12 protein-coding genes and 1 pseudogene are annotated in these 13,954 nt (G+C 41.4%); 8 read left to right on the top strand and 5 right to left on the bottom strand.

Features of this window, described 5'->3' with window-relative positions; all coding sequences use genetic code 11:
* Window positions 1-22: 22 nt before the first annotated feature.
* Window positions 23-355, top strand: a complete 333-nt coding sequence (locus tag R50345_RS21590) for a hypothetical protein (protein WP_042130003.1) — start codon at window positions 23-25, stop codon at window positions 353-355.
* Window positions 356-361: 6 nt separating this feature from the next.
* Here the strand turns inward: R50345_RS21590 and R50345_RS21585 are convergent.
* Window positions 362-1,751: pseudogene (locus tag R50345_RS21585) on the bottom strand (MFS transporter).
* Between the two features lie 110 nt (window positions 1,752-1,861).
* On the opposite strand from R50345_RS21585, the gene R50345_RS21580 reads away from it, so the two are divergent.
* The gene (locus tag R50345_RS21580) at window positions 1,862-2,746 is read left to right on the top strand and encodes a LysR family transcriptional regulator (RefSeq protein WP_042130001.1); all 885 of its coding nucleotides are present in this window, start codon (window positions 1,862-1,864) and stop codon (window positions 2,744-2,746) included.
* 123 nt (window positions 2,747-2,869) lie between these two features.
* Here R50345_RS21580 and R50345_RS21575 read toward each other — a convergent pair whose 3' ends face one another.
* Complete coding sequence (locus R50345_RS21575; protein WP_042129998.1) at window positions 2,870-3,070, bottom strand: hypothetical protein; 201 nt, start codon at window positions 3,068-3,070, stop codon at window positions 2,870-2,872.
* 97 nt (window positions 3,071-3,167) lie between these two features.
* Here R50345_RS21575 and R50345_RS21570 point away from each other — a divergent pair, with 97 nt between their 5' ends.
* A complete protein-coding gene (locus R50345_RS21570) occupies window positions 3,168-3,791 on the top strand; it encodes a nucleotidyltransferase family protein (protein WP_042129997.1) in 624 nt (207 codons plus the stop codon).
* 74 nt (window positions 3,792-3,865) lie between these two features.
* A complete protein-coding gene (locus R50345_RS21565) occupies window positions 3,866-4,054 on the top strand; it encodes a hypothetical protein (protein ID WP_042129995.1) in 189 nt (62 codons plus the stop codon).
* Window positions 4,055-4,110: 56 nt separating this feature from the next.
* Here the strand turns inward: R50345_RS21565 and R50345_RS21560 are convergent, their stop codons facing one another.
* From R50345_RS21560 to R50345_RS31720, 3 genes are all read right to left on the bottom strand, one after another.
* Complete coding sequence (locus R50345_RS21560) at window positions 4,111-4,845, bottom strand: SDR family NAD(P)-dependent oxidoreductase (protein ID WP_042129993.1); 735 nt, start codon at window positions 4,843-4,845, stop codon at window positions 4,111-4,113.
* A 19-nt stretch (window positions 4,846-4,864) separates the two neighbouring features.
* Window positions 4,865-5,014 (bottom strand): hypothetical protein, encoded by a 150-nt coding sequence (locus R50345_RS31400; protein WP_156114846.1) that lies wholly within the window; start codon window positions 5,012-5,014, stop codon window positions 4,865-4,867.
* 152 nt (window positions 5,015-5,166) lie between these two features.
* Entirely contained in the window at window positions 5,167-6,471 is a 1,305-nt protein-coding gene (locus R50345_RS31720; RefSeq protein WP_197069701.1) for a histidine phosphatase family protein, read from the bottom strand.
* A 276-nt stretch (window positions 6,472-6,747) separates the two neighbouring features.
* Here R50345_RS31720 and R50345_RS21550 point away from each other — a divergent pair, with 276 nt between their 5' ends.
* From R50345_RS21550 to R50345_RS21535, 4 genes are all read left to right on the top strand, one after another.
* A complete protein-coding gene (locus R50345_RS21550; protein ID WP_156114845.1) occupies window positions 6,748-9,213 on the top strand; it encodes a GH39 family glycosyl hydrolase in 2,466 nt (821 codons plus the stop codon).
* A gap of 247 nt (window positions 9,214-9,460) precedes the next feature.
* Window positions 9,461-10,813 carry a glycoside-pentoside-hexuronide (GPH):cation symporter gene (locus R50345_RS21545; protein ID WP_042129991.1) on the top strand — a complete coding sequence of 451 codons (1,353 nt, stop codon included), beginning with the start codon at window positions 9,461-9,463 and terminating at the stop codon, window positions 10,811-10,813.
* Window positions 10,814-10,852: 39 nt separating this feature from the next.
* Window positions 10,853-12,550 (top strand): glycoside hydrolase family 3 protein, encoded by a 1,698-nt coding sequence (locus R50345_RS21540; RefSeq protein ID WP_197069700.1) that lies wholly within the window; start codon window positions 10,853-10,855, stop codon window positions 12,548-12,550.
* Between the two features lie 111 nt (window positions 12,551-12,661).
* A complete protein-coding gene (locus R50345_RS21535; RefSeq protein WP_442950211.1) occupies window positions 12,662-13,768 on the top strand; it encodes an alpha/beta hydrolase in 1,107 nt (368 codons plus the stop codon).
* Window positions 13,769-13,954 lie beyond the last annotated feature (186 nt).

Raw genomic sequence — 13,954 nt, 5'->3', positions numbered from 1 at the left:
CCCACAATCCGGAGGTGTTTGAATGAGAGTTTTATTAACTGCAACAATGGTATTACTAATGCTCGCGGTGTTCACGGTTGGCTGTCAAAATTCAAAGAATCCGGTACAGCAAAATTCATCAGAACCCACTGAAATAAAAACAGCTACAAAAGAGCAATTAAGCAAAGTGACAGCTAAAATGACTTATGAAGAAGTGATTAGTATTTTAGGCGCCAGCAAGGACATAGGCTCTGGATTGTATATTATTCAATATGAATACACAGATGGTCAGCGATTCACTTTAGATTTCTCAAGTTATGATGGACTGATAACGGAGGAAGATTATAAAGAAATTCGCAAACTTATTAATAGTTAAAGTTAATCAATTGAATTGCTCCCGCATATCCCCAGACTTCCGGCGCCGCCGACTCATGAATACCAAAGCCAATGCAATGATCGTGAGAATAATCCCAAGGACTTGAAATCCCTCAAAGCTGAACTTACCTCTCATTATGATTCCTATCAATAAGGAAGAGAGAATGGTTCCCAGATATCTTGATGTATTAAATAATCCGGATGCTACTCCGATGATTTCTTTGGGTGAACTTTGGAACAAAGCTGCTTGCATGCCTACATTATTCAACCCATTGCTAATCCCGAATGCAGCCAACGCCAGGCACACGCTAATAACCGGTGAAGATTGATTCAAGGTCACGAGCCATACTGATCCCGCAGTCATCAATATTGCAGACACTAGCAATGCCGGTCTTGGTCCGGATTTATCGATCCATCGTCCTGCTATTGGAGAAGTAACTAGAGAGCATAGGCCTAAGGTTAGCATAAGTATCCCTGTTTGATATTCGCTGATGGCGAACCACTTGCAAGTAGGACGGAACTCCGAAAAAGAGTGAGTAATAAAGTACGTTAACGAGCATGAACTCCACATTAACCCAAGTCATCGCAGGATATTTGGCGAATGTGCGTAAAGGGATAAAAGGCGAAGCCGCTTTTAACTCATGTCGTACGAATACCCCTAGCAGAGCAAGTCCTATCAGTGAAACAACGACATTTCCTACAGCGATGTGCCCGGATGATTTTGCTGAGAGTAATCCAATGAGCAGGGCAACCAGTCCCACTGTGAAGAGCAGGATCCCTGATCCATCTATCCAATTGAACCATTTGCGAAGGGACATGCCCGATGAAACGGTTAATGAAGAGTTTTCCTTAGGAATATTTCTCCAAGACAATAGAAAGCTCAATACCACAAATGGAATATTGACGAAAAAGATAGCAGGCCAGCCCCACCAGTGTATGATAACCCCGCCAATAAAGGGGCCGATGGCTGCCGCACCGGATAGGAAGATGGACAAAACAGACAGCGCTGTCGCTTGTTTTTCCGTTACATGAATTCGCACTATGGCCATCCCAACGGCAACCATCATGCTTGTTCCAATAGCTTGCACAATACGAAACACGATGAGCCACGCGAAGCTTGGTGCGAAAGGAGCTAATAATGAGGCAATGAAGGCTACTATAAGCCCGGAAAGAAATATTTTTCTCCTACCAAATAAATCGCTGGCCTTTCCCATGACAGGTTGAGCGATGCTACTAGCAATGTAGAAAGAAAAAATAATCCAGGAAACACCTGTATAGTCAAGTTGGAATACATTTTGCAATCTTGGAATAGCCACAGAAACCATTGAAGAATTTAATGGGTTCAATAGTATCCCTAGACCCACTGAAATCATTAACCACCAATTCCGAACACTCATTTTGGGTCCCCCTAAAGCGTATTAATGTCATCCTACTTGATTTTAATTATTCATTCCAACGCATTTTATGTTATATTCTCATTGACTTAAAGGAATGAATGGGGTGCGAAATGGAACTTCTACAGCTGCAATATTTTCTCGCGGTAGCTCGACTGGAACATGTGACAGAAGCTGCCCGGAATCTGCACGTTACTCAATCATCACTCAGCAAAACAATCCAGCGTTTGGAGGAGGATCTAGGGGTCCCTTTATTCGATCGAGTAGGGCGGAACCTGCGTCTGAATGAGTTCGGAAGCAGATTCCTTCGCCGTGCAGAAAGAGCCTTGTTTGAATTGGAACAGGGGAAGCAGGAGCTTAGCGATTTATCTCACCCGGAACATAACATGCTCGAATTAGCGGTGACCACCGCCAGTACATTACCCAACATCCTTCGCGAGTTTCGGAAAAAGCGACCTGATATTCAATTTCACGTGCAGATGCTGACTACCAAGGAAATGGTTACACTTTTGGATCGAGGAGAGGTGGATTTCTGCTTGTCCTCACCCCCTATAGAAGGGGACGACATTGAATGCCAAGTCGTGTTTATCGACCCTATCCTTGTAGCGGTTCCTAAGGGACATCGTTTGGCAGATCGAAGCAGTGTATCTTTGATAGAGCTAAGAGATGAATGGTTCGTCGGGGTTAAGAGTGGTTACGGAACTCGGGATTTAATAGACTCTGTGTGCCAATCGGTTGGATTTACGCCTAAATATGTGTATGAGGGGGATGAACCTGCAAGGTTGATCACGCTTGTGGAAGCTGAGATTGGTCTTGCCTTCATACCAAGTACAGCAAGAAATTCAAGGGAAGACATCAAATATCTCCAGATAGAGAATCATGAATTGGTAAGGGAAATTGCTTTAATATGGCACAAGAGTCGGTACATTTCTCGGGCTGCTTTGGAATTTCGTGAGGTAGTTGTAGAATATTTCGGATCGTTATCCAAAGAGGTTTGAGACAATTGGGGATGGGTATCTAGAGGTATTTAACTGGATGCAAAAGAACAATTGCATCCAGCTCAAGGACGCATAGTCTATAGAAATTTTTTATAATGAAGATGTAGAAAAATCTGGTAGTGTTTAGTTATCTGATGTTGGTTCTTCCATAAACCATGAGATATGGGTGCATCTCTTACAAATAAGTATAGCAGCGTTTTTATTCGCCCAGTCAAATCCTAGAAAGGATGCTCCGCTTGTGTTAAGCAGTTTATAATCCAGATCAAAGGTATCGTTTTGACAACAAGGACAGGTTATTCGCGCGCCTGCAGCACTGTATCTCATTTTAAAAACCTCCTGTGAATTTGTATAGTTCTTTAACGCACCTGAGGTTATTGAGGTTTCATGTACTCGAACTTACTAGTCAATTTGGGGTGGAATTATGAATAGCTGGGAAACAGCATTGTCAAAGGTATGTGAGCTTTATTTTTCATCGGAAGTAAATTCGAAATTAGAATGGATCTTGGTGGGCTCAGTGGGTTCGGTTTTACAGGGCTGTGAAATGACTCCGGGAGACGTTGATATTTATACAAAAAATAAAGAAGGGATTGCACAATTTGCAGAACTTCTGAAGGAATATTCCTTGCTGGATAAATGTGAATTCCCTCATGGGGAGAGCTGGTTATCCTCTTTAGAAGAACCTGCATACACTCAGACCTTTTCTTCGGGCTTCTCATGGACAAAGGGGAGTTGGATCATCGATGGGTTTAAAGTGGAAGTCGTTCATATCTCCAATTCAGCGGGCATTCCTGATTCTATGGATGGCGATGGAATATGGGAAGGTGGACAATTCATTTGGAATCATTTTAGGAATGTGACAATCGGACGGTATACTATTCCTACAGTTCCTCTAGAAATACAGCTAGAATCAAATTTAAGAAGACAACGATCAGACAGGACACAAGCGATTATTACTGCATTGCAAAAATATGGCTACGATCAAGAACTAATCGAAAAAGCTCTATCAAAGAAACACTTACCTTATTTTTATTCTCAAATGATTTGAGCAATGGAGATTATTTTTAAATAGGGAATTAACTTGTATAATATGGTTTATAATCGAGAAAGGTGTTGATTTCTATGTCTGACTTTTTTGATCCAGGACCTAATCCGAATGTGACGGACCCTGGCGGTCATAAAGCAAACCATGATGTCAATGCGCAAAAATATCATACACAAGGTGTTCCTGGATTTTGGAGCGAGGTAATCAATCTGTTCATCGTGGTGGCAATAATTGCAGTTATTTTCTTACTCATATGGATCTTCTAATGGTCTTGTAATGAAAAAATGACAGCCCTCATTTAACTTGAGGGCTGTCATTATCGTTATTGAGCTGAGTATCCTCCGTCGATGACTATTTCCGAACCTGTAATGTATGAAGATTCATCTGTTGCCAGAAATAACGCCGCTTGGGCAATATCGATGGCTTGACCCAAACGCTGCAAAGGTGTTGCCTGAATCAATTGGTCTAGCAAATCCTTTGAAGTACTTAAAGCTTGAGTCATTGGCGTTTCAATAATTCCAGGGAATAGAGTGTTTACCCGTACGCCTTGACGGCCGAAGGTTGTAGCAGCCGCTTTAGATAATGCACGAACTGCACCTTTGGATGCCGAGTAGTGATTAAAGCCTTGACCGATCAGAGCTGTATAAGAAGAAATATTGATGATCGAACCTTTCTTTTGAGCTGCCATATAAGGCGTGACATGTTTAATCCCAGCGAACGGGCCATAACCATTGATGGAATTGATTTTCTGCCAATCCTCAATATCGATTTGATCAAATGGTTTTTCAGAAGAGATGCCTGCGTTATTGACAAGAATATCAATCTTACCAAAACGATCATGTACTTCCTTTGCCAGCACTTTCCAATCCTCATCTGAGGCAACATTCAATTTCATTCCATAAACATTCTGTTTCTGGCTTACTTTCTCTAGCGCTGCCTCATTGATATCTGCGGCAATAACGATAGCGCCTTCTTGAGCAAACAGATCTGCCATGCTTTCACCAATACCGGAAGCCCCACCTGTAATAATAGCCACTTTATTATCTAATCTTCTCATTTTATTTTCTCCTAACGAATTAAAAGATAACTGTTGGAATAACAACTGCCATTACTAATATGCCCAAAAAGATGTAGGTATATCTCCAGCCTTCGCTAGCGATTAAGTTACCTGCCATAGGTTGAAGCATAGCTCCGAATATACCACCTGAAGCTACCGTAATTTCCATGTTCCCCAATTCATTTCCTTGAGATCTTTATTCAAATGAACAGGAAGTCAATTCAGTGGGAAGGGGAAAGGGAGGGGGCAGTCTAGCTGCCCCCTCCCTTTAATTTGGTGCACACCTGTCTTGTGCAGACAGGTGTGCACCAGTTCTACTTCTTAATGTGAAAGTGCCTTGCCCTTTTCCAAATAGCTGGTGTCGCCAACTTTTCCTACCGTAAATTTGCCGTTCTCCCATTCCACGATCGTCACGCTGGAATTCGGCAAACCACCTTTGCCCATATCCCAAGCGTTAGGATCAAGTCCCATGACCAAATCCAAAATGGTGATGCCGTGGGAAACGACAATGATATTCTTTTTCGACCCTTGGTTATCGGCAATGATCTGGTCTACTGCCGCTTTTGTCCGGGCAAAAACCTGAGCCATGTTTTCTCCGTTCACCGAGGTGTAATCGAGTTTCTGGAACGAAGCAACGTTTGTATGCTTCATAATATCTGCTTGATAAGCGCCTTCCAAGTCACCGAAGTTCATTTCTCTCAAGCGTTTATCCGTTTTCAGAATCATGTTTCGGCCTTCCAAAATGGAATCGGCCGTATCTATCGCACGTCCGCTTGAGCTGCTGTATGCTGCGCTGAACGGAATGTCATGCAAGCCTCGTGCCAGGTCCTCGGCCACCTTGATGCCTTCTTCCGTGAGCGGAGCATCCGAGAGGCCCTGCATCCGTTTTTGCACGTTAAACAGCGTTTCGCCGTGACGAACGAAGTAGAACGTGAGCTTGTTTTGACCATTTTCCGCATAGCTCTGATCGCCGACTTTTTGCACCGTATATTTGCCGTCTTTCCACTGAATCTTCGTTACGCTGGAATTCGGCAAGCCGCCCTTGCTCATATCCCATGCTTTCGGGTCGAGACCCATGACCAAATCGAGAATGGTGATGCCATGCGAAACGACAAGCACATTCCCGCCTTTTGTTTTGTTTGCTTCAACCATTTGATCCAGCGATGCTTTAGCCCGCTCGAACACGCCTTGCATATTCTCACCGTTCATCGAGGTGTAATCGAATTTCTTGAACGAAGCAACATTTGTATGCTTCATAACATCTGTTTGATAAGCGCCTTCCAAGTCACCGAAATTGATTTCTCTCAAACGCTTGTCTTTGATCAGCTTGAGATTGCGGCCTTCAAGAACGAGATCGGCCGTGTCGCTTGCCCGTTCGCTCGAACTGCTGTACGCGGCAACGAACGGAATGTTCTTCAAGCCTCTGCTTAGATTCTCGGCTACTTCAATTCCCTTCTCTGTTAGAGGAGAGTCGGAGAACCCTTGCATACGTTCTTGTACATTAAATATCGTTTCTCCATGCCGTACCAGATAGAAAGTAATCCCTTGGTCTTCCTTTTTAGCGGTATTATCTGCATTTGCACCTACATTGCCTACACTAAATGAACTTAAAACGAAGAAAGTCATCATGACAGTAAATAACTTAGATAAACGCTTGTTCATACATATATCCCCTTTACTATCTATTTTGAAAGCGTTAACATTGTAATTATATCGAGGGGATCAAATTCAAAATATCCATTTTTTAAGCAAAATTAAGGCGTATTTTCTCGTGTTTCGTATGAATGTGAGATGTACTTATATATCCAAATTAAAAAAAGCTATTATATAAAAATGAATATACGAGCAACGGATGAAGAGAGGTGAACGGTGGCTTTGGATTACGTTTATGAAAGCATTCAAATGAACAATGATTTACCAATTAATATATTTCTTCATAATGCGCAATTTGTGGAGGACCACTGGCATGACAGCATTGAGTTACTGTTCGTTCTGAAAGGGAAAGTCGATGTCTATATTGAAAAGAAAAGATTTACTCTACAAGAAGAGGATGTCTTGATCATCAACAGCAATGAAGTTCATTCCATCCAATCCCATGAGAATAATTTGGTACTTGCCTTGCAAATTCCCATTTCATTCATTAAAACTGAATTTGCAGAAATCGATCAAGTTAGGTTCCTATGCAAATCCTTTCTATATGGAGAGGAAGAACAAGAGAAATTTAATGAAATTCGCTCTTTATTAGCCGAAATGATGTGGGTGTATAACAAAGAAAATTATAGCTATGAGATCAAAATAAAGTCGTTATTATTACAGCTGATATACGTACTTCTTTGGAAATTCAGAGAGAGTCGCGAAGATAGTAGTAGTCGAATTGGTTCCAAGTATACAGAGCGTATGTTAAGTATTGTGAACTACATCCAAGGCAACTATATGAAATCACTAAGCTTGTTCGATATTGCGGAGCAGGAACACTTATCGGTTCCGTATTTATCTAGTTTTTTTCAGAAAAGTATGGGGAAGTCCTTTAGCCAGTATGTCAATCAGCTTCGATTGAGGCATGCTGTCAGAGATATTACTTACACGGATCATTCTATTACTCAAATTGCTATGGATCATGGATTTCCGAGTTTGAAGTCATTTCACAAGGTGTTTAAGGAAGTTTATAAAATAACACCGATCCAATACCGTAAGGATTTGCAAAGGCATGAAGCGCATGAAGGCCCGACTTCAAATGATTATGCAACTTACTTGGATTTTGATCGTGAGAATGCGTATGAGGCGTTGTTCAAGTATCTACCTTCATCTGGTCAGCAAATCGCCGATAAGACGCTTGAAAAAGGTGTAGTCACAAAAGAAATTAGGGTGCAGCTCTCCAGTAAGAGTAAGGTGTTTAAACCTTATTGGCGAAAAATATGTACGATAAGCAAGGCGAAGGAAATTTTAATGAGTGAAGTGCAATCCCATTTAAAGTTGATTCAGGGAAAGGTCCAGTTTAGTCATATTAGGTTTCATGGGATATTTGATGATGAGATGATGGTCTATCGTGAGGATACACAAGGCAATCCGATATTTAATTTCTTCTATGTCGGACAATTAATAGATTTCATACGAAGCATTGGACTTCGCCCTTATATTGAATTTGGTTTCATGCCTAAAGATTTAGCGAGTAGTGAGTCTTCTTTCTTCTATAAGAAGAGTAATCTAAGTAAACCCAAGGATATAGGAAAGTGGAGAAAGCTCGTGGAACAATTACTCTTGTTCTGCAAAAACCGGTATGGCGAAGAAGAGATGAAGCATTGGTATTTTGCATGCTGGAATGAACCTGATCTGCAAATTTTTTGGCCGGATACATTTGAGGATTATGGAGAAATGTATATTCAGACTTATCAAGCTGTTAAAGTGAGCTGCCCTAAATTCCAAATGGGGGGTCCGGATCTTTTTTCAGAAACGGTATATCAAGAGTCTTGGTTAGATCATTATTTAGATTTCTGTATCACAAATCATTGTATTCCCGACGTTATTTCGTTTCACAGTTATCCAGTACGAGAGCAGCGATTAATAGATAAACCAATATCTTGGATACACTTAAGTAATGATAATTATTTGAATGAAACGATTCATTTGTTAAAAAATAAACTGAAAGCAAAGCTCTCGCACCTGCCTGATATTCATGTAACGGAATGGAATTCAACACCATTTCATCGCGATTTGACGAATGATACCTGTTATAAAGCAGCTTATATTGTGAAGAATGTACTTGAGAATCTAGATGAACTGCAGAGCTTAGCTTACTGGTCCTTGACGGACTTACTGGAGGAGCTGCCACCAGCAGAGGAAACGTTTCATGGTGGATTAGGCTTAATAACGAGCAATGGAATCCAAAAGCCAGGTTATTATGCTTATGAGTTGTTAGGTAAGCTTGGTGATCGCCTAATGGAGCTTGGCGCTGGATATTGTCTCACTAAATCGTCGCAAGGCTATCAATTGATGGTCTACCATTATTGTCATTTTGATCGATTGTATGGTACGTCTGATTCACTAGGAATTGACGCCTTGAATCGATATCACGTCTTCAGAGACACGAATAATTTAGAGATGAGTTTTGCAATCCAAGGAATACCAAGTGGTATATACAAGCTTCGTCAAACTACTATAAATCGGGATCACGGCAGCGCCTATGATACATGGCTTGAGATGGGTGCTCCAAGTTCACTAGATGCAGATGAAGTGGCCTATTTGAATCGTAAGGCTGTACCCAATCAAGTGAGGAAGACGATTGATATCCAAGGCTCGCTTGATATTAAATGTGAATTGAACCCTCATGAGGTTCGATTATATGAACTATGGCCTGTGTATGATGCATAGTACTTTTAATCATTACACTCAGAAAGGGCTGACCCAAGCAATCCATTTCATGGATTTGGGTCAGCCCTTTTTTATGATTTTATTGAAAGCGTTTAATTTACTGATAAAAAAATCATGAAATTTGGTCTATTTTTGATTAAGAAACGGAAAGTTGAATGGATAAAAATTGTCTATAATCACAAATGTAAGGGATTACATTTACGGTTCTCGAAGCTTCCTTACTATGATATTTACAGGGGGTATGTGTATGAATAAACAAGTTTCATGGAAAGAAAGAATTAGCTATGGTCTAGGAGATACGGCTTCTAATCTTATTTTCCAAACGGTTACCTTATATTTAATGTTTTACTACACAGATGTATATGGGTTGAATGTCGCAGCTGTAGGAACCTTATTCCTTTTAGCGAGAATTATTGATGCGTTCGACGGACCGATATTTGGAGTGTTGATTGACCGTACGACTTCAAAATATGGGAAATCCAGACCCTGGTTCCTTTGGTTATCGTTTCCGTTCGCGGCAATTGCAATTCTTGCATTTCTGTCGCCGGATTTCGGGGATACAGGAAAATTGGCTTATGCGTATGTTACCTATATTCTACTGAATGTTTTATACGCAGGTATTAACTTGCCACTCACTTCGATTTTGCCAAGCATGTCAAGTGATTCACAGGAAAGAACGGTAGTGTCATCGGTTCGTATGATTCTGGCGCAAGTAGGCGCTATATTTGTCAGTATTGCGACTCTGCCTCTTGTTGATGCGTTAGGAAAAGGCAATCAAAAACAGGGTTTTATGTTAACGATGATGATCTATGCTGGTGTAGCGGTCGTATTTTTTCTGATTACATTTAAAAATGTAAAGGAACGTGTTCAAATTGACGGCAATCGTCCAGTCCCTTTTAAAGAAGGAATAAAAGCAATTAAAGGGAACACACCTTGGTGGATCCTTTTGGCTACTGGGCTGTTCGTATTTATCGGAGTTACAGCAAAGGGTCCTGCTACGATTTATTACTTTAAATATAACCTAGGTAGAGAAGACTTAATTCCGCTTGTTAATGGCCTTAATGTTCTAATGTTGCTTGCGATTGTACTAGTTCCTTTCTTAAGTAAGAAATTAGGTAAACGTAATGCGGTCTTTATAGGTATGAGCATTGGTATCGTGGGGCAAGTCATTATCTATCTAGGTGCACAGATGATGTCTGTTCCTGTTGCATTAACGGGTGTCATAATCAGTAATTTTGGTGGGGGCTTTGCATTTGGTCTACTGTTCGCGATGATTGCTGACACGATTGATTATGGAGAATGGAAATCAGGAGTAAGGGCACCAGGCTTACTATCTGCCGCAAGCAGTTTTGGTGCTAAGTTCGGAATGGGGCTCGGGGGTGCGATTGCAGCTTGGGTTCTAGCCTTAGGGAAATATGCACCGAATCAAGTGCAAGCGCCATCGGCTTTGCTAGCAATTGAATTCAATTTTGTATGGTTACCCTTAATTGCGAATATCGTTGTTATTCTATTATTCCTGTTCTATAAGCTAGATAAAGATGAGCCCCAAATGATTAGTGACTTGACAGCTCGTAGAGGCAACACGGGAATTGAAGCCTAAATAAGAATTATAATTAATTAAAGTGGAGGGTATATCATAATGGACTTGAAGGGAAAGCCATTTTATTTACAAAATGAGGATATTCAGTGGGTTAAGAACACGCTGGAGTCAATGGATTTGGATGCTAAGGTTGGGCAGCTATTCTGCCCCCTAGGGATGAATGATGATCAAACTGAATTACAAGATATGCTTGAGAACTATCAGCCAGGTGGTATTATGTATCGGCCTGGGGAGGGTGTAGGCGTTCAATCCACTCATCGTTATCTGCAAGAAAATTCTCGAATACCTTTGCTTGTATCGGCGAATTTGGAAGCTGGAGGTAATGGGATCGCTTCTGAAGGTACCTACTTTGGTAAGCAAATGCAGGTTGCAGCAACTGACAACGAAGAGATGGGGTACCGCCTTGGGCAGATTGCAGGGCGGGAAGGGAAAGCAGTAGGTTGCAACTGGGCATTCGCGCCCGTTGTAGACATCGATATGAATTTTAGAAATCCGATTACAAATATACGTACCTACGGCTCTGATCCTGAGAGGGTTTTACGTATGGGTAAGGCTTATGTTAAAGGGGTACAAGAGAACGGCGTTGCTGCATCCATTAAGCATTTCCCTGGGGATGGTGTGGATGATAGGGATCAACATTTACACATTTCAATCAATTCGCTTTCAGTAGAGGATTGGGATCAAACATACGGCATGGTATATAAGGGATTGATTGATGAAGGCGCAATGACGGTGATGATTGGTCACATTATGTTGCCAGCTTATTCACGAGCACTCTCGCCTGACATTCGTGATGAAGAGTTAATGCCTGCTACATTGTCACCTGAATTGTTAAACGGATTACTGCGTGACAAGCTTGGCTTTAATGGGATGATCGTGACGGATGCTGCTACAATGGCAGGGTTCACGATGGCGATGAAACGTGAAATCGCAGTTCCTAAATCGATTGCTGCAGGTTGTGATATGTTTCTCTTTAACCGCAACATGCCTGAAGATTATAAGTATATGAAGGAAGGAATCGAGAATGGAATTTTGACGATGAAGCGAGTCGATGAAGCAGTTACACGTATTCTAGCACTTAAAGCTTCTCTTGGTTTACATCGTAAGCAACAAGAAGATAAGCTTGTTCCAGGTCTGGACGCACTTTCAGTGATGAAATGTGAAGAGCATGAGAAGTGGGCACAGGAGTGTGCAGACCAAGCTATTACACTAGTGAAAGATACACAGTCTCTACTACCCATTAGTCCAGAACGTCATAAGCGCATATTATTCTTCTCACTTGGCGATGAGGTAGGGCATTATAGCAGTGAAGTTTCCTATCGTACTTTGGTGGAGCAGCTAGAGCGTGAGGGATTTGTAGTTGATATCTTTAATAGAGAAAATTTGGACTTTAGTTGGATGATGACTTCCATTAAAAGTTTAACAGATAAATATGATCTAGCTATTTATTGTGCCAATATCGTAACGATGAGTAATCAAACGGTCGTGCGAATTAACTGGGCACCGCCTATGGGTGCTGATATGCCGTGGTTCTTACAAGAGTTACCTACCTTGTTCATTTCCACAGCAAGTCCTTACCATTTACAAGATGTACCACAGGTGAAAACATTTATTAATACGTACTCTTCAAGTGAGTATGTATATGAAGCATTGGTGGAGAAGTTGTTAGGACGCTCGCCGTTCAAAGGGGTAAATCCTGTAGATCCATTCTGTACCTATTGGGAGACTAAATTGTAATGGTTTTAGAAGCGAATGAATGAGGGAGATCACATTTTACATTGCAAACACATGATGATCTATTCCAAATAATTGATAAAACCAAAGAATTTAACTAGGGAGATGAAGCATATCATGGAAAAAAATATATATGAAAATCTATTGGCGGAACTAGAAAGACGGACAGAGGTTAAGAACGTGAAAGGTCTAGATATGATGATTAAAAAGCTTCCGGATTCAGATGCTGAGGGAGAAATGGACGCTCGCGTGTTGCAGACAACAATAGAAAGTGCTGAAAAGATGGCTGCGATGGGCAAGCCACCTGAGGGAGAGTTCGATTTAATGGCAATGGTTCAGGGGATGCGCGCAATGATGGGCTGGCCGAATACAGATGTAACATCAACGGATATTCGTACAGAATCGAGAGATATAGAAGGTTCAGAGGGCTCTATCCCAGTTCGGATCTATTCTCCAGCTGAAGGCTCGAATGTCCCAGCGGTAGTCTTCTTCCATGGTGGCGGTTTCCTAGGAGGTACTTTGGATGTAGTGGAGAATCCTTGTAAAGCAATTGCTGAGAAAGCAAATGCAGTTGTTGTTTCGGTGGATTACCGCCTTGCACCTGAGCATCCGTTCCCTGCAGGATTTAACGATTGCTTCGATGCTGTTCGCTGGGTATATGAGCATGCAGCAGAACTAAATGTAAATCCGAATCAAATCGCAGTATGTGGCGATAGTGCAGGCGGGAACTTATCAACGGTATGCGCGATGAAGGATAGAGATTTAGGAACAGGTATGATTAAATTCCAAGCATTGCTTTATCCGACGGTGAACATGGCTGGGGCAGCGACAGATGATTTCGAATGGAATATCGAAGAGTACACGATTAACAATCACCATGAGCTGATCAAGGGGTTATTGATGGGTATGGGTGATATGACGGCTATGCTGGACAATATTTATTTACAAGGTAAGGTTCCTGCAACAAGCGCTTATACTTCTCCCTTATTAGTAGAAGATTTAAGTGGTATGCCTGACACGTTAATTATTACTGCACAGTATGATTATTTGACACTTGAGTGCGAAGCCTACGCTAGAAAACTGCAACGTGCAGGCGTTAATACACAATATATCCGTTATAATGGAGTGGACCACGCGTTCATGGATAAAATCGGCATTTACCCACAAGCGGAGGATTGTATGAACGAAATAGCTAAAGGAATTAAGCGCGTTTTTGGATAATAACTGCATGACAGTAGAAGTTCTTTTTCGTGAAGAAAATAAAATTCCAGACACATCTCAAGAGATGTGTCTTTTCGTCGTATTTGTAAAAAAACACATCCCATACCCAAATCTCATCCCTCAGACGGAGGAAGTTTCCATCTGAAGCCAGTTATTTAAATCTAGATACTAAAATAAAATTAAATT

It is taken from the genome of Paenibacillus sp. FSL R5-0345 (genome assembly GCF_000758585.1).
Taxonomy (GTDB): domain Bacteria; phylum Bacillota; class Bacilli; order Paenibacillales; family Paenibacillaceae; genus Paenibacillus_AQ.
This window is presented reverse-complemented; position numbering and strand designations above follow the sequence as displayed.

Bases quoted from the DNA above. Each gene is read 5' to 3' on its own strand.
- R50345_RS21590 (WP_042130003.1), top strand. From the start codon at position 23: ATGAGAGTTTTATTAACTGCAACAATGGTATTACTAATGCTCGCGGTG.
- R50345_RS21580 (WP_042130001.1), top strand. From the start codon at position 1,862: ATGGAACTTCTACAGCTGCAATATTTTCTCGCGGTAGCTCGACTGGAA.
- R50345_RS21575 (WP_042129998.1), bottom strand. From the start codon at position 3,070: ATGAGATACAGTGCTGCAGGCGCGCGAATAACCTGTCCTTGTTGTCAA.
- R50345_RS21570 (WP_042129997.1), top strand. From the start codon at position 3,168: ATGAATAGCTGGGAAACAGCATTGTCAAAGGTATGTGAGCTTTATTTT.
- R50345_RS21565 (WP_042129995.1), top strand. From the start codon at position 3,866: ATGTCTGACTTTTTTGATCCAGGACCTAATCCGAATGTGACGGACCCT.
- R50345_RS21560 (WP_042129993.1), bottom strand. From the start codon at position 4,845: ATGAGAAGATTAGATAATAAAGTGGCTATTATTACAGGTGGGGCTTCC.
- R50345_RS31400 (WP_156114846.1), bottom strand. From the start codon at position 5,014: ATGGAAATTACGGTAGCTTCAGGTGGTATATTCGGAGCTATGCTTCAA.
- R50345_RS31720 (WP_197069701.1), bottom strand. From the start codon at position 6,471: ATGACTTTCTTCGTTTTAAGTTCATTTAGTGTAGGCAATGTAGGTGCA.
- R50345_RS21550 (WP_156114845.1), top strand. From the start codon at position 6,748: ATGAACAATGATTTACCAATTAATATATTTCTTCATAATGCGCAATTT.
- R50345_RS21545 (WP_042129991.1), top strand. From the start codon at position 9,461: ATGAATAAACAAGTTTCATGGAAAGAAAGAATTAGCTATGGTCTAGGA.
- R50345_RS21540 (WP_197069700.1), top strand. From the start codon at position 10,853: ATGGACTTGAAGGGAAAGCCATTTTATTTACAAAATGAGGATATTCAG.